This is a genomic window from Algoriphagus hitonicola, from assembly GCF_900113375.1.
Lineage (GTDB): Bacteria > Bacteroidota > Bacteroidia > Cytophagales > Cyclobacteriaceae > Algoriphagus > Algoriphagus hitonicola.
In genome coordinates this window covers 83,010-108,188 of record NZ_FOPC01000008.1, presented here as the reverse complement: position 1 = coordinate 108,188, position 25,179 = coordinate 83,010, and the positions used below count along the sequence as shown (strand labels likewise).

At 42.7% G+C, this 25,179-nt stretch carries 20 protein-coding genes; 7 read left to right on the top strand and 13 right to left on the bottom strand.

The features are described from left to right. Positions 1 to 95 precede the first annotated feature (95 nt). The 3 genes from BM043_RS12075 to BM043_RS12065 all read left to right on the top strand — a co-directional run bounded on the left by BM043_RS12075 (position 96) and on the right by BM043_RS12065 (position 3,425). Entirely contained in the window at positions 96 to 1,094 is a 999-nt protein-coding gene (locus tag BM043_RS12075) for an acyl-ACP desaturase (protein ID WP_092791993.1), read from the top strand. A gap of 106 nt (positions 1,095 to 1,200) precedes the next feature. Further along, a complete protein-coding gene (locus BM043_RS12070) occupies positions 1,201 to 2,496 on the top strand; it encodes a Zn-dependent hydrolase (RefSeq protein ID WP_092791991.1) in 1,296 nt (431 codons plus the stop codon). Between the two features lie 74 nt (positions 2,497 to 2,570). Then, positions 2,571 to 3,425, top strand: a complete 855-nt coding sequence (locus BM043_RS12065) for a pirin family protein (RefSeq protein WP_092791989.1) — start codon at positions 2,571 to 2,573, stop codon at positions 3,423 to 3,425. Here the strand turns inward: BM043_RS12065 and BM043_RS12060 are convergent. The 10 genes from BM043_RS12060 to bshC all read right to left on the bottom strand — a co-directional run bounded on the left by BM043_RS12060 (position 3,422) and on the right by bshC (position 19,379). After that, complete coding sequence (locus BM043_RS12060) at positions 3,422 to 4,195, bottom strand: Rossmann-like and DUF2520 domain-containing protein (RefSeq protein WP_092791987.1); 774 nt, start codon at positions 4,193 to 4,195, stop codon at positions 3,422 to 3,424. The two genes, BM043_RS12065 and BM043_RS12060, sit on opposite strands and share 4 nt — an antisense overlap. Before the next feature lie 82 nt (positions 4,196 to 4,277). Beyond that, positions 4,278 to 5,675 (bottom strand): dihydrolipoyl dehydrogenase, encoded by a 1,398-nt coding sequence (gene lpdA, locus BM043_RS12055; protein ID WP_092791985.1) that lies wholly within the window; start codon positions 5,673 to 5,675, stop codon positions 4,278 to 4,280. A gap of 115 nt (positions 5,676 to 5,790) precedes the next feature. After that, positions 5,791 to 7,347: a 2-oxoglutarate dehydrogenase complex dihydrolipoyllysine-residue succinyltransferase gene (gene odhB / locus BM043_RS12050; protein ID WP_092791983.1), complete on the bottom strand. Its 1,557-nt coding sequence runs from the start codon at positions 7,345 to 7,347 to the stop codon at positions 5,791 to 5,793. Positions 7,348 to 7,416: 69 nt separating this feature from the next. Continuing rightward, positions 7,417 to 10,197, bottom strand: a complete 2,781-nt coding sequence (locus tag BM043_RS12045; RefSeq protein ID WP_092791981.1) for a 2-oxoglutarate dehydrogenase E1 component — start codon at positions 10,195 to 10,197, stop codon at positions 7,417 to 7,419. Between the two features lie 127 nt (positions 10,198 to 10,324). Then, entirely contained in the window at positions 10,325 to 11,257 is a 933-nt protein-coding gene (locus BM043_RS12040) for a hypothetical protein (RefSeq protein ID WP_092791979.1), read from the bottom strand. Between the two features lie 19 nt (positions 11,258 to 11,276). Further along, positions 11,277 to 12,926, bottom strand: coding sequence for a SusD/RagB family nutrient-binding outer membrane lipoprotein (locus BM043_RS12035; protein WP_092791977.1), 1,650 nt, complete (start codon positions 12,924 to 12,926; stop codon positions 11,277 to 11,279). Between the two features lie 19 nt (positions 12,927 to 12,945). Further along, entirely contained in the window at positions 12,946 to 16,152 is a 3,207-nt protein-coding gene (locus tag BM043_RS12030) for a SusC/RagA family TonB-linked outer membrane protein (RefSeq protein WP_092791975.1), read from the bottom strand. Positions 16,153 to 16,728: 576 nt separating this feature from the next. Then, positions 16,729 to 17,226, bottom strand: coding sequence for a hypothetical protein (locus BM043_RS12025; protein WP_092791973.1), 498 nt, complete (start codon positions 17,224 to 17,226; stop codon positions 16,729 to 16,731). Between the two features lie 24 nt (positions 17,227 to 17,250). Further along, on the bottom strand, positions 17,251 to 17,817 hold the full coding sequence (locus BM043_RS12020; RefSeq protein ID WP_092791971.1) for a 5-formyltetrahydrofolate cyclo-ligase: 567 nt from the start codon (positions 17,815 to 17,817) through the stop codon (positions 17,251 to 17,253). 2 nt (positions 17,818 to 17,819) lie between these two features. Further along, positions 17,820 to 19,379, bottom strand: a complete 1,560-nt coding sequence (bshC, locus tag BM043_RS12015) for a bacillithiol biosynthesis cysteine-adding enzyme BshC (protein ID WP_092791970.1) — start codon at positions 19,377 to 19,379, stop codon at positions 17,820 to 17,822. A gap of 200 nt (positions 19,380 to 19,579) precedes the next feature. Between bshC and BM043_RS12005 the strand changes: the two genes are divergently transcribed. From BM043_RS12005 to BM043_RS11990, 4 genes are all read left to right on the top strand, one after another. Further along, positions 19,580 to 20,821: a M16 family metallopeptidase gene (locus tag BM043_RS12005; RefSeq protein ID WP_092791967.1), complete on the top strand. Its 1,242-nt coding sequence runs from the start codon at positions 19,580 to 19,582 to the stop codon at positions 20,819 to 20,821. Continuing rightward, on the top strand, positions 20,818 to 21,300 hold the full coding sequence (gene ispF, locus BM043_RS12000; RefSeq protein ID WP_092791965.1) for a 2-C-methyl-D-erythritol 2,4-cyclodiphosphate synthase: 483 nt from the start codon (positions 20,818 to 20,820) through the stop codon (positions 21,298 to 21,300). Before BM043_RS12005 ends, ispF begins: the two co-directional genes overlap by 4 nt. Continuing rightward, positions 21,297 to 22,001: a tRNA (5-methylaminomethyl-2-thiouridine)(34)-methyltransferase MnmC2 gene (mnmD, locus tag BM043_RS11995; RefSeq protein WP_092791963.1), complete on the top strand. Its 705-nt coding sequence runs from the start codon at positions 21,297 to 21,299 to the stop codon at positions 21,999 to 22,001. Before ispF ends, mnmD begins: the two co-directional genes overlap by 4 nt. Positions 22,002 to 22,070: 69 nt before the next feature. Continuing rightward, positions 22,071 to 22,544: a Clp protease ClpB gene (locus BM043_RS11990; RefSeq protein WP_092791961.1), complete on the top strand. Its 474-nt coding sequence runs from the start codon at positions 22,071 to 22,073 to the stop codon at positions 22,542 to 22,544. On the opposite strand, the gene BM043_RS11985 is transcribed toward BM043_RS11990, so the two are convergent. The 3 genes from BM043_RS11985 to BM043_RS11975 all read right to left on the bottom strand — a co-directional run bounded on the left by BM043_RS11985 (position 22,537) and on the right by BM043_RS11975 (position 25,130). Beyond that, a complete protein-coding gene (locus BM043_RS11985; RefSeq protein WP_092791958.1) occupies positions 22,537 to 23,046 on the bottom strand; it encodes a hypothetical protein in 510 nt (169 codons plus the stop codon). The two genes, BM043_RS11990 and BM043_RS11985, sit on opposite strands and share 8 nt — an antisense overlap. A 68-nt stretch (positions 23,047 to 23,114) precedes the next feature. After that, positions 23,115 to 23,777, bottom strand: coding sequence for a phosphatidylserine decarboxylase family protein (locus tag BM043_RS11980; protein ID WP_092791957.1), 663 nt, complete (start codon positions 23,775 to 23,777; stop codon positions 23,115 to 23,117). A 75-nt stretch (positions 23,778 to 23,852) separates the two neighbouring features. Beyond that, a complete protein-coding gene (locus BM043_RS11975; protein ID WP_092791955.1) occupies positions 23,853 to 25,130 on the bottom strand; it encodes a Glu/Leu/Phe/Val family dehydrogenase in 1,278 nt (425 codons plus the stop codon). Positions 25,131 to 25,179: the final 49 nt, after the last annotated feature.

Below are 25,179 nucleotides of genomic sequence, written 5' to 3'. Positions count from 1 at the left end.
GCATTGAACATTTCAATGTGTATTCTGCTTAATTGTCAGTACCTTTATAGGACATTTCAATGCCGAAGTGAGGATTTCGGATAAATTAATTACCCATGAAATCAGTAGAAATCAATTACGAACTAGAAAAAAACATGGAAGTCATCTCCCAACTAGATGACTTGGTGGGGGATGCGGTAGACAATGTTTTGGTCGACCCTGATGAATGTTGGCAACCCTCAGATTTCCTTCCCGATTTTCACAATCCGGAAGTTTTCGAAGAAGTGAAATTATTACAAAAAAGAGCAGAAGGAATTCCGGATACCGTCTTGACTTCCCTTGTTGGAAATATGATCACCGAGGAGGCTTTGCCTTCTTACCAAACTTATTTCAACTTGTTGGAAGGAATAAATGAGGAGCGAAGCCTCCTGTCTCCTTCCGGCTGGGTTCGCTGGTCCAAAGCCTGGACAGCTGAAGAAAATCGGCACGGTGACCTTCTAAACAAATACCTCTATCTCACTGGTCGAGTGGATATGAAAGCAGTGGAGCAAACCATTCACCGCTTGCTTTCTAACGGCTTTGACCCTAAGTCTGAATCTGACCCTTATCAGGCGATGATTTATACCTCTTTTCAGGAGCGTGCAACAAAAATCTCACACGTGAATACTGGTAAGTTAGCCGATAAAGCGGGAGATTATGTACTCTCCAGAATATGTAAAACTATCGCAGGGGATGAGGCTAGACATGAAAAAGCTTATAAGTCATTTATGGCTAAAATTTTCGAAATAGACCCGAGTGGGGCAATGGTGGCCTTTGAAAAAATGATGCGAAAGCAAATCGTCATGCCAGCCGTCCTCATGGGAGAAGGTGGAAAAAGAGAATCACTTTACAGAGATTTCTCAGAGATTACTCAGAAAGTAGGAATCTACACCGGTTGGGATTATGCTCGAATCATTCAGCATTTAGTAGATTACTGGAAAATCGAAGCTGTCACAGGACTCAATGACATGGCTTCCAAGGCTCAGGATTACCTTTCTAATCTGGCAGACCGCTACATGCGATTGGCAGATCGGATGAAAGCTCCTGATGAAGTCAAACTTGCCTGGTTGAAATAAATCTTCTAAGTCCCGCTGAAAAGTGGGACTTTTCTTTTTTTAATTGTGGCCAAATCGGCCAGAAAAAGAAGTTTTTTCTTAGCTTTTTAAACTCTAAATTGAGTAGATGAAAAAAGCCCTACTCTACACGCTCAGCATTTATTTTATCAGCGCCACAGTTTCTTTGGCACAAGAGATCCTGGTCAATTCGGATCGACTCCATCAGCATTTGATGCACTTGTCCAACTATGGAAAAAATGATGCTCAAGGGTCCGACCGTGTCGCATTTTCTACCCACGACATGGCAGCAAGAGAATATGTGCAAGGCTTAATGCGAGAAGCTGGACTTGAAGTAAAAGTGGACTTTGCAGGAAATATCATTGGAAAACGGACGGGAAGAAACCCCGATTTAAAACCCATCGCCTTCGGCTCCCATATTGATGAAGTGCCCAATGGAGGACACTACGACGGTCCCGTCGGAAGTTTAAGTGCTATTGAGGTCATTCAGACTTTACAAGAGCAAAATATCGAAACTCAGCATCCCTTGGAAGTGATCATTTTTGCTAATGAGGAAGGCGGAGTCATTGGAAGTCGCGCAATGGTCGGCCAACTCAACGAGGAGGCGCTGAAAGTAGTCAGCAATGCGGGAGTTAGCCAAGCTGAGGGAATCAGTCAACTGGGTGGAAATCCTGATAAAATCCCAGAAATGGCACGTAAACAGGGAGACTTAGCCGCTTTTTTAGAGTTACATATTGAGCAAGGCGCCAATCTCTACAATGAAGAAATTGATATTGGAGTTGTCGAAGGAATCGTCGCGATCGAGTGGTGGGAATTTACCTTCAAAGGAAAAGCAAACCACGCCGGGACCACCCCGATGAATTTGAGGAAAGACCCTATGCTTCCCGCAGCCAAGTTTATTTTAGAAGTCAATGAAACTATCCGTGCCGAAGAAGGAAGACAAGTAGGTACAGTCGGGAAAATCGAAGCCTCACCTGGAGCTGGAAACGTGATCCCAGGGGAAGTGAAATTATCCCTCGAAATCAGAGATCTCTCATCCGAAAAAATCTGGTCGCTCTATGAAAGTTTGGAAAGTCAAGCGGAGGAATTTGCGGAAGAATTCGGAGTAGAAGTTTCGGTCAAACATATCGAAGTGGCCTCCAAACCTGCAATAGCCAATGAATCTATTCGGCAAATCATCAAAGAATCTGCTGAAGAACTCGGTCTGACTACAATGAGTTTGCCAAGTGGAGCTGGACATGATGCCCAAGAAATGGCTCGAATTGCCCCAATGGGAATGATTTTTATCCCAAGCAAGGATGGCATCAGTCATGCGCCAGACGAATACTCCAGCAAAGAAGAAATCGCGAATGGCGCCAACGTGCTTTTAAAAACCATTTTAACTCTTGACAAAAAGCTGAATTAAATCCTTGATTTTTTGAACCATCTATTGAAAAATGCCATTCCATGTATATACATTTAATGTAATCATTTTCACCTATGAGAGCCATCAAAAAAATACACGATTCAGAATATCGACCCATTGCGGATTTAATCACCTATAGCCCTATGCCGACCCAAAGCTTGGAGATGATTGATCCCTTTCTTTTTCTCAATCATCACGGCCATCAGACCTATCCAGCACATAATCGTGGATTACCATTTGGCCCACATCCGCACCGTGGGATGGAGACCGTAACTTTTATCCTTGAAGGCGATATTATGCACAAGGATAGCTCAGGTCATGAATCCGTAATCGGGCCGGGCGGTGTACAATACATGACTGCTGGTAAAGGTTTGATCCACGCAGAAGTCTCCAGTGATCAATTCAAGAAGAATGGAGGTGATTTGGAGATTTTACAACTTTGGTTGAATCTTCCCGCATCAAAGAAAATGATGACACCTAATTACATCGGTCTTCAAAAAGAAGAAATTCCAGTGCTTGAACTAGACGATGCCAAGGTAAAAGTTCAGCAGCTTTTTGGGGAATGGAATGGTGTAAAAGGCGCTTTTGAAGGAACTTTTCCCGTTACGATGAGCACCATTTACCTAGATAAAGGAAGCAAATTTGAAAAGGATATTCCCACGGAGGAAAACATTTTCTTCTACGTAGTCCGAGGCAAAGTGACCGTCAATAGCCAAGAAGTGGATTATCGCCAATTGGTTGAATTTGAGAATACGGGCGAAAAAATTGAAGTTCAAGCCACTGAAAAATCAGTGATCATTTTGGGACATGCCAAACCGTTTAATGAACCCGTCGTGGCTCAAGGACCATTTGTGATGAATTCGGAGGCTCAGATTCGGGAAGCTTACCAAGACTATCAAAATGGTAAATTTGGTAGCTGGAATGGTTAACTATCAATGATATCTTGGGAGATCAATCGATAAATTTCAGCCAGTTCCGGATTGAAATTTAAAAATCGAAAATGATCTTCCAAGGTTTCGTAATCTTCACGAATAGCGGGCCCGGTTTGGGCCTTTTTTGCTCCTATTTGAAGGCTTTTTGAAATAGTCTCGACAATCAGCGGTTTCATCATTTCGAAATCGAGTCCTTGTCTTTGCATGATTTCCTCTGAGATCCGAATCATATGATTGGAAAAGTTGCTTGCAAAAACTGCTGCCACATGAATCGCTTTTCGATCCTTTGACCTTACAATAAAACATTGATTAGAAATGCTTTTAGCCATTTTTTTCAATTTCTGAAGAACTTCCTGATCAGACGATTCAATCAAAAATGGAACCTCCGATAAATCCATTTTTTGTCCAGCGGTAAAGGACTGTAAAGGATAAAAAATCCCGGTAAAACTCGCCGAACTATACGATAGAATTTCCAGGGGAAGAGTCCCTGAGGTATGGACTAAAATACTGCCTTCCGGTAATATAATCGAATCGGCAACTTCTGCCACGGTATCGTCCTTGATCGCAAGGATGAAGATTTCGGCCCGACTTTCAGAAAAATCAAGATCCAATTTTGGTTCGGTGGTGTAAAGTCGCTTAGTGACTTCTTTAGCAGCTTCACTGGTCCTGGCATAAACCTCTGTAATTTCATGACCCGCTTCTTCCAAAGCAGGGGCTAAATGCCAGGCTACATTTCCTGCCCCAATAATTGCAATTCGAAATTTCATCTTGGAAGTAAATCAATTTCTCCAAAAAGTAAAAGCCATCTCAACTGGTGGGATGGCTTTCCGTAAAAGTATTTTTTCTTGCTTAAATGTGTAATGCCCGATTCTCTGTTGCTGCCAAGCAGGCCTCTTTAAACGCTTCCGTGTAAGTCGGGTGAGCATGGGACATTCTAGCGATATCTTCTGCAGACGCGCGGTATTCCATTGCTACCACCGCCTCGGCAATCATATCAGCCGTACGAGGACCGATCATGTGTACTCCAAGGATTTCATCCGTTTCGGCATCCGCCAAAACCTTGACCAATCCATCGGTATCCATGGATGCTCTGGCTCGTCCGGAAGCTAAGAATGGAAATTTGCCAGTCTTATATTTAATGTCCTTTTCCTTCAATTGCTCCTCGGTATAGCCTACTGAAGCGACTTCCGGCCAAGTGTACACCACTCCGGGGATCAGATTATAGTTGATATGCGGTTTTTGCCCGGCGATCACTTCTGCGACAAAGACGCCTTCCTCTTCTGCCTTGTGCGCAAGCATCGCACCTTTAACGACATCTCCAATCGCGTAAATGTTGGATGCAGAAGTCTGCAAATGCTCATTGACTTCTACCTGACCTCGATCATTGAGTTTCACACCAGCTGCTTCTGCATTTAAGCCTTCGGTGTACGGCTTTCTTCCAATTGAAACCAAGACATAATCGCCTTTGAGTTCGATAGTCTCTCCTTTTCCATTTTCAGCCTTGACCGTTACCTCTTTGCCTTTGCTTTCTACTGCAGTGACTTTATGCTTGAGGAAAAATTCAAACCCGAGTTTCTTCAAGGATTTCTGAAGCTCTTTTCCCATGGTCTTGTCCATCGATGGAATCAAAGAATCCATAAACTCGACCACAGAAACTTTGGATCCCATTCTTCCATAGACAGAGCCCAGTTCCATTCCTATCACGCCACCACCGATGACGATAAGATGCTTGGGGATTTCTTTCATCTTCAGAGCTTCCGTGGAGGTAATTACCCGATCTTTGTCCAATTTGATGAATGGAAGCGACGCAGGTTTTGAGCCAGTGGCGATAATTATATTTTTACCTTTGATTTCTTCCGACTTGCCATCTTCTTTGGTCACTTTGACTGTGGTCGAATCCACAAAAGAGCCAACCCCATGGTGAACATCGATTTTGTTTTTCTTCATCAAAAACTGAATTCCATCCACATTTTGCTTCACCACATCATCTTTTCGGGCAATCATTTGCTTAAGGTCTACTTTCAAATTGGAAAGATTAATCCCATGAGTCTTGAACGTATGAGCAGCATTGTGATAATGCTCAGAAGAGTCCAAAAGTGCTTTGGAAGGAATACAGCCTACGTTTAAGCAGGTACCTCCAAGGGTTGAATATTTTTCAATTATGGCGGTTTTCATCCCTAATTGCGCAGCTCTGATTGCTGCCACATATCCTCCGGGACCTGAACCAATTACTATAACGTCGTACATTTTTTCTTAGATTTTAGATACTAGACGCAAGACAAAAGACTTGGTCTAAATTTGTTAAAAAAAGGACCAGTTCTACCCAGCCCCCCGTAAATCGTAATTCTTAAATCGTACTTATTTACACTCCAAAGAGCAGTCGAGTGGGATCTTCCAAAAGCTGCTTTACTCTCACTAAGAAGCTGACAGACTCTCGTCCATCGATGATTCGGTGATCGTAGGAAAGTGCCACATACATCATTGGAAGAATTTTCACTTCGCCATTTACAGCCATCGGTCGCTCCACGATATTGTGCATACCCAATATTGCCGATTGGGGCGCATTGATAATCGGAGTGGACATCATGGAACCGAATACCCCACCATTGGTGATCGTAAAAGTTCCGCCTGTCATTTCTTCGATGGAGAGTTTATTGTCACGAGCCTTAGTGGCAAGTCTCACTACTTCTTTTTCGATCTGATCGAAAGTCATCCCTTCTGCATTTCGTATTACCGGCACGACCAATCCTTTTGGTGCAGAGACAGCAATCGAAATATCGCAGTAATCGTTGTAAACAATCTCATTTCCATCAATTTTAGCGTTGACTGCTGGCCATTCTTGAAGGGCTACACAGACTGCTTTGGTAAAGAAAGACATAAAGCCCAATCCTACACCGTGCTTTTCTTTGAATTGCTCTTTGAATTTGGACCTCAAATCCATGATCGGCTTCATATTGACTTCATTGAACGTAGTCAACATGGCTGTCTCATTTTTAACTGCTACCAATCGTTTGGAAACTGTTTTTCTTAAAGAAGACATTTTTTCTCTTCGTTCTTCTCTGGAGCCCGCTACTTTAATTGCTTCCCGAGGAGCTTCTTCTTTTTTAGCTTCTGGCTTTTTCTCTGCGGGAGCGGATTTTTGGGCACTTTGAGCATCCTCCTTGGTGATGCGACCATCTTTTCCGCTTCCTTTTACTTCCTCAGCCTTGATTCCCTTCTCAGCTAAGATTTTAGAAGCAGCCGGAGAGGCATGTCCAGTGGCATAGTTTTCCTTTCCTTCGGCAGAAGATGCCTCGGATTTACTTTCTTCTTCTTTGGAATCAGAGGATGAGGAACTGGGTTCACCTTCTGTGACTTCGATTTTACAAATCAATCCGCCGATTTCCAGGGTATCTCCTTCTGCAGCGACATGTCTCAAAATCCCCGAAGCTTCTGCTGGTAGCTCAAATGTAGCCTTATCAGAATCTACTTCTGCGATGATTTCATCAAGCTTGACATAGTCACCGTCGCTTTTGATCCAATTAGCCAAGGTCACCTCAGTAATTGATTCGCCGACAGTCGGAACCACCATTTCTTTTACCTCACCTGTCTTAGACGAGGAGGATTTGCTGCTTTTTTCTTCTTTCTTCTCGGGTTCTCCGTCTTTCTTTTCGGACTTGGAATCACCCGCTTTCACTCCTGAATCAGACTCTTCGATGACACAGATTACTGCTCCTATTTCCAAGGTATCGCCTTCCTCAGCTTTGATTCTTAGCGTTCCTGCCGCTTCTGCTGGCAATTCAAATGTTGCTTTATCGGATTCGAGTTCACAGAGAACCTCGTCCATTTGTACGGTATCACCGTCTTTTTTAAACCACTGGCCAATCGTGACCTCCGTAATAGACTCTCCTACTGCGGGAACTTTGATTTCTTTGCTCATGTGTTTTTCTGTTATGATTTTGCCAGCAGGGCAAAAATGACAAAATGATTATTCTGGATTAAAGACAATTTACAATTTTAGGGCTTTGGAAATGATGGATTTCTGTTCTTCTACGTGAACTTTGTTATAACCGGTAGCTGGAGAAGCACTCATCTTTCTAGCGATCAAATCCATCGGAAGTTCTTTATAAAGTAATCGAAGAATATAATTCCAATAGCCCATATTCTCAGGCTCCTCTTGAACCCATACCAGCTCGGCCTCTTTATAGGCTTTCACTGCCTCCACAATTTGTTTGATTGGGAGAGGATGAAGTTGCTCGATCCGAAGAATCGCCACATCTTTTACCTTTTCTTTTTCTCTGACTTCCTCCAGATCGTAATAAATTTTGCCTGAGCAGAGCACTACTCGCTTCACATCCTTAGCATTCACCGTCGCATCCAAAATCACCTCTCTAAATCTGCCTTGGGTAAACTCCTCCACCGGAGACATTACTTTGGGATGTCTCAGCAAAGACTTTGGTGACATTACCACACATGGTTTTCTGAATTCCCAAGTCAATTGCCTTCTTAGTAAATGGAAGAAATTGGAGGGCTCGGTGATATTTGCCACGACCATATTGTATTCGGCCGAAAGCTGTAAAAATCGCTCTGGGCGGGCATTAGAGTGCTCTGGACCTTGGCCCTCGTACCCATGGGGAAGAAGCATCACCAATCCGTTTTGCTTCTGCCATTTGGACTCACCTGAGGAAATAAACTGGTCGATCATTGTTTGAGCGCCATTAGCAAAATCCCCAAATTGAGCTTCCCAAATGGTCAAAGAATGTGGGTTTGCCATGGCATAGCCATACTCAAATCCCAAAACGGCATATTCGGAAAGCAAGGAATTATAAATATAGAATTGCCCCTTTCTATCCTTCATTTCCCGAAGGGAATTATAAGGCTGATTGGAATTTGCGTCATGCAAGACTGCGTGACGGTGAGAAAAAGTGCCACGCTGAACGTCCTGCCCAGTCAATCGAACAGTTTTTCCCTCTAACAGCAAGGAACCGTATGCCAACAACTCCGCTGAGGCCCAGTTGAGCGACTTAGACTTGAAGAACATTTCTTTGCGTTGCTTCATTTGAACTTCAATCTGCTTGATGGCTTTGAACCCCTTTGGAATCAGCGTCAAAGCTTCAGCTACTTTTTCAATAGCTTCTTCCGAAATCCCTGTTTCGGGAGATTTCAAAAAGTCATCTGGATTAGATCTTCTCAAACTCCCCCATTCTCGCTCAAATTTGGTCGCTTGATAAGGCAAAGGTTTTTCCTTTACCATATTTAATCGATCCTGAAGCAATTGACGGAATTCCTCGTCCATTTGCTTAGCTATCTTGGCGTCCAGGTCTCCTCGCTCAGTCAATCGCTTGATATAGACTTCACGTGGATTGGGGTGTTTGGAAATGATATTGTAAAGCTCCGGCTGAGTAAATTTCGGTTCATCCGACTCATTGTGTCCGTGACGACGATAGCAGACCATATCTACAAAAATATCCTTGCCGAACTTTTGACGGAATTCAGCAGCGAGTCTAGCCGCAAATACCACAGCTTCCGCATTATCGCCATTGACGTGAATCACTGGTGCATCGATGATTTTAGCAACATCGGTACAATAAATAGAGCTTCGTGCATCATCAAAATCAGTCGTGAAACCAACTTGATTATTGATTACAAAGTGAATTGTCCCGCCAGTATGATACCCCTTTAACCCTGCCATTTGAGTCACTTCATAAACAATCCCTTGTCCGGCAACCGCGGCATCTCCATGAATCAAAATCGGCAGAGCCTTAGTTGCGTCACCCTGATGCTGAGAATCAATTTTGGCACGAATAAATCCTTCGACAACCGGATTTACTGCTTCAAGATGGGATGGGTTTGGAGCGAGTTTAAGATGAACTTTTTTCTCATCAGGAGTCATAATATCAGAGGAGTAGCCCATGTGATATTTCACATCTCCATCTCCCATGGTCAAGTCAGGCTTTGCTGTGCCCTCGAACTCAGAAAAAATCTGCTCATAGGTTTTCCCCATGATATTCGCCAGGACATTTAATCGTCCACGGTGCGCCATTCCGATCATAACTTCCTCCACTCCACCTTTTGCCGCAGTATTGATCGCAGCATCGAGAAATGGTATCGTGCTTTCACCACCTTCCAAGGAAAATCTCTTTTGTCCGAGGTATTTGGTGTGCAAAAAGTTTTCAAAAACCACGGCTTGATTTAGCTTAAACAAGATTCGCTTTTTCTCCTCCGTGGATGGATTGAAGGCCAACGCTTCCTTTTCGATCTTGGTTTTTAACCAGTCTAGAATCTCCGGATCGCGAATATAAAGATACTCAAAGCCCATCGGACCTTCGTAGATCGTCTTCAGCGCCTCAATGATGGCAGAAAGTTTCGCTTTTCCAATTCCAATCTCATTTCCTGCTTGGAATTCGGAGTCCATATCCTCCTTGCCCAATCCAAAATCCTGAGGATCGATCAATGCCTTTCGATCTCTTCTTTCTCTTACGGGATTGGTTTTAGAGCGAAGGTGAGCTCTCGAACGATGGGCATGAATCAGTGCCCTGACTTTAATTTCTTTGGGCAGCTGCTCCATATCCATAATGGTGCCTGGAGTAGCCAAAGAACCATTTTTTGGTGTGGGTTGCGAAGTAAGCTGCCCATTCTCCTCTTCCCCATAATTGGTCAAGGCAAAATCAAAGCCTTGAAAAAATTCTTTCCAGCTTGGGTCTATCGAATCTGGGTCTTGTTTGAAGGATTGATACAGCTCATCGATATAGGAAACGTGAGCATTGGCGATGTAGGAAAATTTGTCCATGACAGTTTTTTAGATCACAACAAAACTACACGAGAATATTGGGATTAAAAAACCGCTTATTTGCTTTTCCAAATATACTATTATAAAAAAAGGCAGCACCGAAATGCTGCCTTTTAAGATAAAACTATTATTGCAAATCAGGCCATGGTTTACCATCATTAGAATAAACGACTACTGTACCAAATTCACCAAAGGTGTTTTCCCATGCTAAGGTCAATTCCTCCGGAGTAGAACTTACTACAGTCATTGAGTAGGAATCCCCGTACTTGTCAGTTCCTGTCATGGTAAGGATGTTACACGCATCATTTATTCTCACGTCACCACTACCCCAGCTATCTGGATAGCAAGCATCCCATGCCCCGAAAGTACCGTCAGAAAGTTCATAACTACCAGGACTGCTTTCTACAGGAGTCCATGTGATTTCCCCACTGAAGGTTTCTCCACAGAAGGTTTCTGTCGCGTCAAACTGATAAGTTCCTCCTAAGTCTGAAGGGCATACCACGCTTACATTATACTGGAAAGGTGATGCATAGAAAGGAGCACCGGCAATGTTTGTAGTCACATTATTTGTACTGAATGAACGACCAAATCGATCATTCAAGACCAATCTAAACTCAAATACATCACCCCCTTCGATATCATCGAAAGACAGTCCAACGGCACTTACTGCCTCAGAAGCAGGAATTTCAAAGCTTGTTCTCAAAAACCTGGATTCTGAATTTGGAGCAAAATCCGATGCTTCCAAAGTACGAACCAAAACATCATCCTCAGGAGTATATTCCAATCCAACCCCAGGAATCAATCGTCTATGACGAACCCGGATTTCCACTGTCTCTACGGTACCACCATCTTCAGCATCTACTGCCTCTAAAGTCAATGCGAAGTTTGAACTTTGCAAATCAAAGAGGTTAAAGGTAGTACTGGTTCTATCAATCGTGCGCAAATAGGCACCTGTGTCAAATTCGCTGTATGGAACGTTTGGCTCTACAAAGTCCCTACAAGAACTAAAGAGCACAAGAGCACTTGCCAATAAGCCGAAACTATATTTTAAGATTCTCATAATTTTTCAAATTTATTGGTTAGTAAACCCAAGCATTTCCAGAAGGATTATTATCCCAAAATACCTGTGCCGATTGATCTGCTTTCTGCTCGGCAGAAGTATTAGTCACCATATAGTTATTTGGGTAGAAGAATGATCGAGGGAAAATACCAGGATTAGGTTCCAAGCCAGGCTGCATATTATCAGGCTTGCCAGTTCTTCTATAAAGGTTATATGCCTCAATTCCATTTCCATATAATGCTAACCAGTATTCACGGCCGATGATGTTCATTCGAGCATCTTCCGAACCAGCATCACTGTATTCCTCATCCACATACTCTAGGTAGTTTTCGATATTTCGGTCTAGGTCGATCTCCTCTTCAGTCAAGAAAGCACTGATATTCCCAGCATCCCCAGAAGCCAAGCTCCAATCAATCATGTAGTTCATCTGTTTTTCTATCCCAGAAAGCATGTAATCTTTAGCATCACCGGAAGTACCTAAGGTAAGGGCCGCCTCTGCAAGCATAAAGTCAACATAAGCTGCCAACATAATCGGATGAATACCAGCCCCCTGAGCTCCTAAAGATGGGTCATTTACCGGAGTAGCTGAATCATTATCAAATCGACCACCGGCAGGATAAACACCCCAGGCAGTTCTCAGTAATCCATCTGGTGGAATACCATCAGGATCCAAGTGATCACGACCCCAATATCCTCTATCACCTGGGAGACAATAAATAAAGTCTGCCACTAAATAGTGAGAAGGAGGCAATTGTGTGATACATTCGATTTCATCTGGATTGGTAGAATTTACCAAAACTTGTCGATAGAAATAAAATCTAGCTCTAGGATCATCAAAACCTTTTTCCTCAGTTAAATGCCACATATAATAGGTAGACTGATAATCTCCACCACCAGAAGTATACTGGGCGGCAAAACGAGGATGTCTGGAATCCGGGTCCGCATTGGTAGTACCAAACTGGAATACAAAATCATCCCCTTCTTTCAACATATTATCCTCAGAAATTAAGGCATTGATCCCTGATGTAGAGCCACTCCCATCAATCAATCTTCTGTTTAGGTAATAGCGAAGCTTCAAGGTATTTACTAGTCTTACCCATTTGTCATAATCTCTGTCATAATAATAATCATTTGGTACACCGGCAGACTCTGCTGTGAAGTGGGCAGTAGCTTCCTCAAGAGATGCAAATGCCGCATCATAAACTGATTCTCCAGAGTCAGTAGCGGGATTAAATTCTGCTGGATCCAACGCTTGAGAGAAAGGAATATCTCCATAAGAATCCACTAGGTTGAATAGAACCATTGCTTCAATGGTTTTAGCTATTCCTAAGTGTCTTTGGAAATTACCCTCCTCTGCCAATGGCTCCAGAAATTTGATATCCTGTAAAATATTGGCATAAGCATTTGACCAATAACCGTTTGTTGTGACAGGAGTATAAGCTCCTTCATATTGTGCTGATCCCTGATTGAGCATTCTCGTCAATCGCATCCCGTGGTTACCAATGGTATTAAACAAAGTCTGGTAATCTAACTGGATATTATTGAGGAGAAAATCAGGAGATGCTGTATCGGCATTTACCGCGTTGGGGTTTTCCAAGAGATCAAGATCACAGGAAACCGCAAACAGGGTGCTGAATGCCAGCAATAAACTATATATTTTCTTTTTCATGGTATTGTCTGTTTGTGGTTTAGAATGCCAAGGTTAAGGTTCCACCAAATCTTCTGGAGCTAGGCCCAGTTACAAAGTCAAATCCTAAACCGTTGCCTACACCAGTTCCCAACACGTCGGTATCATAGTTCATGTTTGGTGGGAAGTTCAAAGCAAGGAACCAAAGATTGGTACCACTCAGGGCTAAAGAAGCTCTCTTAAAAGGAGTCTTTGAAACTAGGCTAGCTGGTAAAGCATAGCCAAGAGAAACTTCTCTCAATCGGATCATAGAACCATCGAATACATTTGGCTCATCAGTAGCCCCCTGATATCCTCCAAAGAAATAATCCGATGCTGTGATTTGAATATCATTTGGTGTACCATCTTCTTTCACTCCTGGCATGATTAGAGATAATTCTCTGTCAATCACAGGATCTTTGGTCACCCCTCTGGCAAGCGTGGCCGTTACCGTGCTAGAGTGAATCACCCCTTTGTGTCGGTATTCCATCATCGCAGAAAGCGTAAATCCTTTGTACGAGAAGGAGTTGATCCAAGATCCATTCCATCTTGGGTTAGGATCACCCAAAATCTGAAGATCTGCCGCAGGCTTCTGAAGACCATTTGACAAGATGATTGGTTGACCAGTCTGCTCGTCTCGATCAAATCCAATACCCTTGATAATATTGAATGGTTCACCTGGGATCGCAAAGTTACCCAAAGTGGTAAATCCGGCGATAAGCACCTCCTCAAGACCTCCACCCAACTCTACAGTTACGGAGCGATATAGCCCCCAGTTAACAGTCGAGTTCCAGTTAAATCCTGAAGCAGTCGAAACTGGAGTAACTGTAGCCTGGAATTCAACTCCACGGGTTCTGATTTTTCCAATATTAATTGCCGTAGAGGTAAATCCTGTGGAAGGATCAATTGGGGATTGTGTAATCAGATCTCGCGTATTTTTTTGATATAGAGAGAGGTCAAATGTTAATTTGTTATTAAACATTACCCCTTCAATACCAAACTCAGTCTCCTCATGAAGCTCTGGTTTTAAGTTCGGATTTCCCAATAGGTTGGAAACGGAGTGAGTAGCCGTCACCGAACCGTCTCGGGAAAATGCACGTGCACTTTGCGCCAGAATATTTCTCGTTCTATATGGAGCAGGGAATCCCGCTGAAGTACCATATCCCAAGCGCAGTTTCAAATCATTGACCACATTCGAATTCCAGTCAAACGCTGAAGCTGGGATAAAGGAAATTGAAGCTCCTGGATAAAGGATTCTTCTATTCTCCGGCTCTACCGTAGAAGTCCAGTCATTTCTGGCTGAAAGATTCAAATACAGGTAATTTTTATAATCTAAAGTAACGTTGGCATAAACCCCCATTCTTCGCTCTTCCTGAGTTCTGTTTAGATTATTTCCGGTATAGGCATCGTTAGACGATGATTGCCCAAAGTTAGAATGACGAAACAAACCGAAGGCTAATTGACCCTGTGAAGCAACTCCATTTTGAGAATAGACGTCATATCTAGAGTTTCCGCCTAACAAGGCAGTCATTCCGAAATCGTCTGAAAACTCCTTGTTCCAGTTGAATACCAAATCCTGGTTCCAAATCGTATTGGTAATATTGGTAGATCTGTAATACCCAGTTTGAGTTGCCAAACTTGAGGAAGGTCCGCCTCTATTGTATCGCGCTTCCTGCAATTCGGTGTAGGTATCCAACCCAATTCGATAAGTAATGAAGAAGTCGTCATTGATATCGTAATTGATTGAGGTAGAGTTAAAGAATCGCTGGACATCAGAGGTATTTGTATAATTCCTAACCAACCAATTTGGGTTGACTATACCATTATCCCCTCTGTAATAAACCGAGCTTCTGTCAACTGGATTTTCCCAGGGCAAACCACCCAAATCCACAGATCTTGGCGTATACAATACGTGGGCAAATACAGAAGGAATACCTCCCGATGGGCCAGAACCAAATGCCGCATTGACCGGAGGAGACTGCAAATCGGTGATAGCAAAGGTAAACGAAGATTTGATTGACAATTTATCTGTCACTGAAGAATTAATCCCCAAACCAAAGTTGTATTTTTTCAACTCATTACCAGGCGTAAATCCTTCCTCATCAGTATACCCAAAGCTTGCATTATAGCTCGTGTTATCTGAGCCTCCTGCTACTTGAATCGAAGTATTGCTAATCAAACCTTTTCTGAAAAATACTTCAGATGGATCGGCATATGCCTTGTACTCATACTGTACAGGCGTTCCATCTTCATTGAAGAATTCAGGGAATGCATTTCTAATTGAAGCAACTGATGAAGTAGCATAAGGGTGATTAACCGTTAAGCCCTGATCCATTCTCGGTCCAAAGTTGGAGAAAAAGAATCCTGGAGCCTGCTGGAAACCATTTCCATAAACCTGTCCATAAGTAGGCAAAGAAGCTGCTTCGTTGGTAAATACAGATTGATTGATTGTTACTTCTGCTGCTTTTCTTTTAGAGGCACCAGACTTAGTAGTAATCAAAATTACTCCATTTCGTCCTTGATCACCATAAAGTACCGTAGCAGACAAGCCCTTCAATACAGACATTGACTCGATGTTATTCGGGTCAATATCCAAGAATCGAGAAGAAGTAGTAGCTCCACCCGTGGTAAATCCATTTTGGGCATTGGTACTAGTGTTAAATGGCACCCCATCTACTACAAATAAAGGCTGGTTAGATCCAGTAGCAGAGGAATAACCTCTGATTACCATGTTCGTTCCCGAACCTGACATCCCGTTGGTAGAAGTAATGCTTACACCCGGTACTTTTCCTTGCAAAACGCGGGCAACGTCTTGCTCTGGACGATTCTCAAGTTGTTCGCTACCTACTGAGGTAACTCCATAACCCAAGGCTTTCTTTTCCCTTTCGATACCGATCGCAGTGACTACCACTTCGGATAGTTGGGCGGCATCGGCCGTAAGGGTAACATTGATCACGGTTCGATTACCGATCACCTCTTCTTTGGACTCGAGGCCCACAAAAGAGAAAATCAGGACATCAGAACCCGCAGGGACGTCAAGGGAGTAATTACCATCCAAATCGGTGGTAGTACCCACAGTCGTACCCTTCACGAGGACGGTTGCACCTGGCAAGCCAAGTCCATCTTCGTCGGAAATTACCGTTCCGGTAATTACCCGTTGCTGCGCCGACACCTCATAACTGAGTGTCATGGTGAAAAGCGCAACAACAAAGAGTAAAGCTTTTCTCATAAGGTATTTAGTTTAGTTGATATGTAAATAAAATCCCTTTAAACCGAATTTCAAAATGAGGTCCTAATTAATTAGAAATAAATTTTTTTATACAGAAAATCATTTTATTTATATTTTATGGATAAAAAAGTTATTTATTTCATATCAGATTACCTTAATATTAATTTTTTTAGATATTTATTGATCTAGCGGTTAAAAATTTGTTTGAGCGGTAAGTAGAGTCGATTATTTTGAATTCCCTGAATAATTAACGATTATTAACCGAATCATCTTTATTATTTAACAATTACAAAATATTATTCTGATGGTAAGAATTTTTTGGGGAATATAAAAAAAATTTTACTTGGCATTTTTTTAAATTTTGACTCAAAAATTAATCCATTTAAATAAATGGAAAATATCCTAAAAGCTTAACCCGTATTCAACAAAAATTATTTCGACTTATACAAACCCTATGTTAATCCAGTTGAAAAAAAATCAATAATTAGCCGGAATAGATGACTAATTGAACGATAATAATCCAGTTTGTTGAAATAAATAAAAATATAGGGTTCTTTTTTAACCGATATTATCGATTTAAAAGGAATATCTTAAGGTAAAGGCTGCTTCATCTTCCCAAAGTGTCGTAAACTCCTCAAAATTATATGCGGGTTTCCAGTAAAAACCTACATAGAAGTTACTGTGATTGATATTGTATTCCAACCCCACTATCGCATCCACTCCAAATACATTGTAATCCTGATCAATTTTATACACCCAGGGTGGTTCTCCTTTTCCGTCTTTCCAAATGCCATAGTGAACTCCTCCTCCCAGATACCACTCCAAGCCATCAAACTCCCGAATATCCATATGATGTTCGTATAGCAAGGCACCGACCCATCCCTTCCATCGATTATATACCAAAAGATCTATGGCTCCCTGTTCGGATATAAACTGCTTTACAGTTCCCCCTACATTGGTGCCTCCAGTGACTCCCACCATGGTATTGTATGCACCTACTTGGGCTTTTGCTTCATGGCTTTTCCAAAAAATCAGGAAAAGGCCGACAAGTGACATGAGTAAAACTTTTTTCATAAAGGTCAATTTTTCACAACTTGATCAAAAAGTAAAAACTTTTTCCGGGCAAATACAATAGTCCAGAGAAATATCATGAGATTCCTTGGGCAAGCGTTCCTCAGGTGGAAAAAAACTCAGTCCGACTTTTAGAACATTAGGCCTTAATTTAGCCAAAAACACATCATAGTATCCCTTACCAAAGCCAATTCTTCCCCCTTCTGAATCATAGGCCAGCAACGGTACAAACACCAAATCGATAGCTTCAAGTCCCACCACATCAAATGTCTCAGGAATGGGAATTCCCCAATGGTCGGGAATCATTTTCACTCCTCTGGGAATTGTCAACACATCCATCTCCAAGCTTCCCCGTTTTACTTTCGAAGTAAAAACCATCCGCTCCTTTTCCCAGAGAGACTGAAGAATCGGCAGCGTATCTATTTCATGCTGTCTCGCTATAGGTAAAAAAAGATGAATCCCTTGGAGCTGAGGTCGCTCCTGCAAAAAATCAAATACCTTTTTCTGGATGCTTTTGTCCAAAGCGGATCGTTCTTGATCAGAGAGGTTAGCTCGCTTCAGGATATATTTTTTCCGGATCTCAGATTTATCCATGGTCAACACTCCAAAACCGCCATCCTGAAATCCAAAGGATCAAAATTGGCGAATAATTTTTCGATCAACTCCTCATCTGCCAGGTAAAACTGCATCATATTTACCACCCGCTCCTGAGGAGATCCACCCGGTTTGATATACTCTTCCACTGCGACAGATCGATCAAGCATGACTTTTTGCTTTCGCTCTTCTGCTTTTCGTATCTTATGTCCCATATGATCCAGGATTTTAAATGCCCGAACTTTGGCCGCCTCAAAGGAATCCTTCAAACTTTTCTCCAATAGCGCAGCACTCTCCCCTCTGGCATCAAAAAGCGATTCAATCGCTTCCCGTTCTACGGTCATTTCCAAGTCTTCCTGGGCATGTTTGCAAACAAAATCCCTCCTCCAGCGATCCAAATCCCCGAATAGATCCTCTGCAGTCCATTCCAACTGTTGGATTTTGCGCTGAACATCCTCTCCTAATATTAGGGCGAAATTACGAGGCAAAAGGATTGGGAAAGCTTCGTCAAACAGCTCAAAAACCCCCCGCAACTGCAACCAATACACCACCTCTGCAGGTCCGCCTAAATAAGCCAAGTTAGGCAGAATCATTTCCTGATATAGTGGCCGCAACACCACATTGGGACTGAATCGCTCCGGATGATTTTCTATTTCTTGCTTTAACTCTTCTTCGGAAAATGTCAAGTCGGAATTCAACACATAATACTTATCCTTTTTCTGCTCGATTCGCTCACGCAGACCTTCCTTCAAATAGAAAAAGTTGATCTCCCTAGGAAATATCTGCCCTCCATATCCCAATGATTCCAATGATTCGGTCTTCAGCGTAGCCGCTTTGTGAGGTCCATGATTGAGCATATCCTCAAGCATCACTTCCTTAAACTCTGCCTTGAGAACCACATCATGACCATCGATGATCAGCAAGCCCTTTTCACCGAAAAGGTCGTGAACATATTTTCTTACCGCTTCTTTCAGTGTTTTCGAACTCGAATAGGCAGTCTTAAAAACTTCTGGTGCAAAAGAAACCGACTTTAGAAATTCCTTAAATGTCGCGTCCAGTTTGAAATCTCCTACCGCTCCGGTTTGGTCACTTTGCCAGCTGTATTTCTTTCCATCCAGTTTGAAGTAATTAATCTCGTCAAAATCATGGTCTTCTGATGCCATCCAATACATCGGGACAAAGTGGTAATCGGGGTATTCTTTGTTGAGTTTTTCGGCTAAATTAATCGTAGAGACGATTTTGTAAATAAAATAGAGTGGGCCGGTAAAAAGGTTAAGTTGATGTCCTGTGGTGACGGTAAATGTATTTTCTGAAGCTAGTCGGTTGAGCTGCTTTTTTTCTTCCTCAAAAAGCGAAATCCCTTCGTATTGATTTTCAAGGCTGCGACAGAGAACCTTTCGCTTTTCGACGGTAAATTTTTTATCCTTGATCGCATCCCGAAAACTCCCGAGTTTCGGCAAATGCCGGTAGAATGGCCTGAGTTCTTCTTTGCCTTGGATATAATCCAGAAAAAATGAGGAAAATTGGCCGGTCTTCTCGAGGTCAATCAGGTGCTTCTTCATATGAATTTGGGGAGGATGATGGTATTTAGCTTCAAACTTTATGGTTTTGACCAAAGTTCGACTTTTTTCTGAAAAATCAGGAATCTTCCACCAACGGGGAAAAATAAGTACTAAATCCCATATTTTTGGAACAAATCAGCCTCAAACGCATTTCTTTTTCAGCGTGCTTAATTTCAAAAAACTTAGCTTTGCCCCTTATGATGCTACCCTACCAACGCTTTTTTCTGGAAAATGGACTTGAAGTCATTGTCCATGAAGATTCCAGTAGCAAAATGGCCGTGTTTAATCTTCTTTATAAAGTTGGCTCAAAAAATGAAGTTCCCGGAAAAACCGGCTTAGCTCATTTTTTTGAGCACTTGATGTTTGGCTCGTCCAAAAACGTCTTGGTTTTTGACCGCGAGCTGGAGCGAGTAGGCGGGAGCTGCAATGCATTTACCAGTCCCGACATCACCAATTATTACATGAGTCTTCCTGCTGCCAATTTGGAAACTGCCTTCTGGCTGGAGTCAGATCGAATGCTCCAACTCACCCTGAGTGAAAAAACCATCGAAACCCAGCGGAAAGTCGTTCTCGAGGAATACAAACAACGCTACCTCAATCAGCCTTATGGAGATGTGTGGCATCACCTCCGGGACTTGGCCTATACGACGCATCCGTACAAGTGGCCAACTATAGGTGAGAAACCTGCCGACATCGAGGGCTATACAAAAGATGATGTCTGGGATTTTTATCAAAAAAATTACGGTCCTAACAACGCCATCTTGGTGGTAGGCGGAGCCGTAACGACCGAGCAGGTAAAAGCCTTGACAGAAAAGTGGTTTGGACCTATTCCGCCTATTAAAATAAATTCTATTCCTATTTTAAAAGAGCCTACTCAAGAAAATAAGCGTCAAAAAGAGGTGTTTTACCCAGTGCCTACTGCCGCCCTTTTCAAAGCCTACAAAATGCCCGGAAAAAAAAAGCAGGGTTATCTTCAGGCAGATCTGATTTCAGATTTATTGGGATTTGGAAAATCTTCCATTTTGGAACAGCGATTAGTCAAATCCGGAAAACTCTTTGCTTCAATTGGTGCTTATGTCTTGGGTTCGATCGAACCGGGATTATTGGTTTTTTCTGGAAAAATGGAAAGCGGGATTAATGCCAAAGAAGCTGAAGAAGCACTTGATGAGGTAGTCGGAGACTTTTTGGCGACGGGTGTTTCCGATCGGGAGCTCGAAAAAGTCAAAAATCAAGGTGAGGCGATGAAAACCTATGAGTCTATTCAACTGCTCAACCGAGTGATGAACTTGGCATTTTATGCTAATCTAGGGCATCCCGATTTGTACTGGAAAGAATACGAAACAAAATCGCAAATAACCGCAGAAGAAGTCAAAACCTGGAGCGAGCAATTGATCCGGGAGGACCAAGCTTCTGTCTTATATTATCAACCTAAGCACTCATGAACACATTTCGAATTGGATTTGGATATGACGTCCATCAGCTCAAAGAAGGCTATGAATTTTGGCTCGGAGGGATCAAATTAGCCCATGAAAAAGGAGCTGTTGGGCATTCGGATGCCGATGTGCTGATTCATGTCATTTGTGATGCCTTACTCGGCGCAGCCAATATGCGGGATATCGGTTATCATTTTTCGGACAAAGACCCCAAATACAAAGGAATCGACAGCAAGATTTTACTAAGAGAAGTCATGGAATTGATCCGGAAAGAAGGCTACGAGCTGGGAAATCTAGATAGCACGATTTGCCTGCAAAATCCAAAAATAAATCCCCACATTCCGGGCATGAAAACTTGCCTAGCAAAAGTGATGAACGTGGCTGAAAGCCAAATTTCGATCAAAGCCACCACCACCGAGTGGCTAGGTTTTGTGGGTAGAGAAGAAGGAATTTCGGCTTATTGTACCACATTGATTTTCAAGCCATGAGTGATCAGTTAAAAATCATCACGACCGAAGACGGCTCACACTCACTTTATCATGAAAGACTGAAAGAAAGCTACCACAGCTTTCACGGAGCATATAAGGAATCTCTCCATGTATTTTTGATTTATGGGCTGGATTCTTGGCTAGTCCAAAATCCGAATAAATTTCCAATCCGGATTTTTGAGGTGGGTTTTGGCACCGGACTCAATGCCTGGCTGACTCTCGTTTGGGCAGAGCAAAATCAAATCCCCGTGCTCTATCACACGATTGAGCCATTTCCCATTTCCAAGGAAATCTACTCCCAACTCAATTACATCAATCAAAACGATGCCATCTGGCATTATCATAAATATTTCCAAGCCCTTCATGAGGCCGAATGGAATCAAGGAGGACCCATTTCTGAATACTTCAATTTCAAAAAAGATCAAGTCACGCTGGAAGAAGCCCAACTTTACCCCTCAGATGTGGTGTTTTTTGATGCGTTTGCTCCCAGCAAGCAGCCCGAACTTTGGCATATTGATCTACTCCGAAAAGTAACGGAGGCCATGAGACCAGGAGGAGTGCTTACCACCTATTCAGCCATGGGCCAATTCAAACGGGATTTGAAAGAACTGGGACTAGCCGTAGAGAACCCTCCCGGCCCTCCGGGCAAAAAGGAAATGACCCGAGCCTGGAAAATCAATCCAGTCCAATCGGAGGGATAAATCTAGTTTTTATCACAAAATCCTAAGCTTGGCTTAGGATTTGTCTTTTTGTACCAAAAAAGAATAACCATGACGTTTTTACTGATTTTTCTAATGTTTTTCAGCCCTTTCCAAGAGGAAATAGCCGGCGGTGCCAAACTGGAAAAGCTGGTCAATGAGCGAGAAATCCTGATGAACCAATGGCAGTCCTCGGAATCTAAAAAATCCGGGATTTTTGGCAATCGCACCAAAAAAGACATGACCGAAACCAATGAATGGCTTAAACGAATCCTATCCAAGGACACGCAGATTATCGAGGAACTCAAACTCAGTGGAAGGATTGAATCAGCGGTGATCGGTCAAGAAAAAGATGATTACAAAACCATTACCTTAAGTCTGGAGCAGGATGTCCAAGCACTCAAACGAGCGCTCAATGAACGGGACAATACCATTGAAGATATGTTGGCTTCTAGACGAACTTTTGAATGGACCACCGTGATATTTTTCCTCAGCACAGTAGGACTAGGATATGGAATCTACAGAAGCAGAAAAAAGCTTAATTGACGCGGATATATTCTTTTAGTGGGAATTCAACACATTCTCTATCAGGATTTACCTGCCAACAATCCTCCTGAAATTCGAATTTGTTGTTGTCCTGAGAAAAAGTCAGGTCCCCTTCCGGAATTCTAAAAAAATCAATAATCCCGGCACTCAGCTCCTCTTTGGATCCATAGGGAAGTGCATCCGAATCAGACCCTCCGCCAAAATAAATTAATGCATCTGCATAATAATACTGAAGCGTAGTCCCTTCCAACTTGTACCAGCCTTCGGAGATTATTCGGTAGCCAAGAGTCGGACCGGTTTCGGTTTCTCTCACCGTGTGCTCCACGCCCATAACGCTGTCATTTTTGAAAGTCAAAGACTCCACAAACCAAAGTTCCTGAGTTTCGTCAAAAATTCGGTTTTCCCAAGTTCCCAGTAAAGGAGCCCTCGGCAACTCATCTTCTTGGCAAGAAAACAAACCCAATAGTAGAAAAACAAGCGGAAAGAATTGAAAAGCTTTCATAAAAGAATAATTGGTTGATTGAATCTATTACGCAATCAACTTCTAAAATGATACAGTTCTCGAAGATTTTATTTCTTCAATCGTGCTAGTCTAGTTTGACCTGCTTTAGTTTTTTGATCCATCTCGCAAAGAATCTCTGCATCTACCGGAAGGTAAACATCCACCCGAGATCCGAATTTAATAAAACCAAATTCCCCTCCCTGCTCCAAAGTCGAACCTTCTTTGACGTACCATTTGATCCTTCTGGCCATCGCACCAGCTACTTGGCGAACGAGGATTTTGACCCCATTTTCTGCCTTTAGGACCATGGTTGTCCGTTCGTTTTCTGTACTGGATTTAGGGTGCCAAGCGACCAGGTATTTCCCGGGATGATATTTGAAAAACTCCACGACTCCTTTGATGGGAGATCGGTTGATATGCACATTGATGGGAGACATGAAAATCGAAATTTGCTTTCGCTTTTCGTGAAGACATTCATCCTCAAAAGCTTCTTCAATGACGACGATTTTCCCATCAGCAGGAGCAAATACCACTCCGTCTTCATCTGGAAGTGGGAAAATGGGATTTCTGAAAAACTGGAGAATTAATAAATAAATGATGATACTGCCGAGCATACTGACATTGAGCCAAAGTCGTTCATCGGGCAAAAAATAATAAAACAGGTAATTGCCGGCAACCAAAATGATCATCAGCCAAAACAACAAAACACGTCCTTCGCGGTGAATAGTCATAAGCAAATAAATAAGAAAAGGCGTGAAATCACTTTCACGCCCCAAAGATAAGGTATTCTTTCGAATGCTTCCAGCTTAGAATCCTCCCCGGAAGGTATAAGTTTTGGCCACTTTGTCTATAGCCACGATGTAGGCGGCTATTCGCATTGGCACATCGTACTTTTTGGATGCTTCATACACGTGCTCAAAGGCATCTTTCATGATTCGGTCAGACCGTCTATTGACCCGGTCAGCAGTCCATTTATAGCCGAGTCGGTTTTGTACCCACTCAAAGTAGGATACCGTCACTCCGCCTGCATTGGCCAAAATATCAGGCACAGCCATGATTCCTTTTTCATTGATGATGGCATCAGCTTTAGCCGATGTCGGACCATTGGCCCCCTCCACGATCAATTTGGCTTTGATTTTATCGACATTCCGGACCGTAATCACATCTTCTACCGCTGCAGGTACCAAAACGTCCACATCCAGCTCTAAAAGCTCACCCGGATCATCCAGACGATCGGCACCTTTAAAACCATCCAAGGTTCCATTATTCGCATCACGATACTCGATAGCCTCAAGGATATTGATTCCATTCTCATTGTAAAATGCACCTGTATGGTCTGAAATAGCAACGATTTTCAGCCCTCTCTCTTCCAATAAGCGAGCGGCCCAAGAACCGACATTACCAAAACCCTGCACAGCGCAAGTCGCTTGAAATGGATTGATTTTCAACTTCTGCATTGCTGCAAGGGCAGAGACCATTACGCCCCGTCCTGTGGCTTCTGTTCGTCCCAAAGAACCTCCAAGAACTAAAGGCTTACCTGTAACTACTGAGTTTACCGTCATCCCACGAGCTCTTGAATATTCATCCATCAGCCAGGCCATTTCTCTTGGACCGGTTCCCATATCAGGGGCAGGAATATCCTTGTCCGGACCAAACACGTCGATCATCGCCATGGTGTAGGCTCTCATCAATCGCTCGATTTCACCTTTTGACATTTCACGGGGATTACATCTTACGCCTCCTTTACCTCCACCATAGGGAATATCCACCACAGCGCATTTCCAAGTCATCCAGGCAGCTAGTGCTCGAACTTCATCGATGTGCACATCGGGAGCGAAACGAATCCCGCCTTTTGCCGGGCCTAGAATATTGGAGTGAATTACGCGTATACCTTCAAAAACTTGAATCTTACCATTATCCATGGTGATTGGTAGCGAAACGATCACCTGCTTCGCCGGATTTTTCAAAACATTATAAACTTCATCCGAAAGTCCCAGCTTCTCCGCTGCAATGTTAAATCGTTCCATCATTGACTCCAATGGATTCTCTTTATCCTTAATCGGAGCCGGTTCAATGTAAGCCATATTGGGTTTTTATTTGAGTAGTGAAATGCTATACAATATTAAGTAGTTT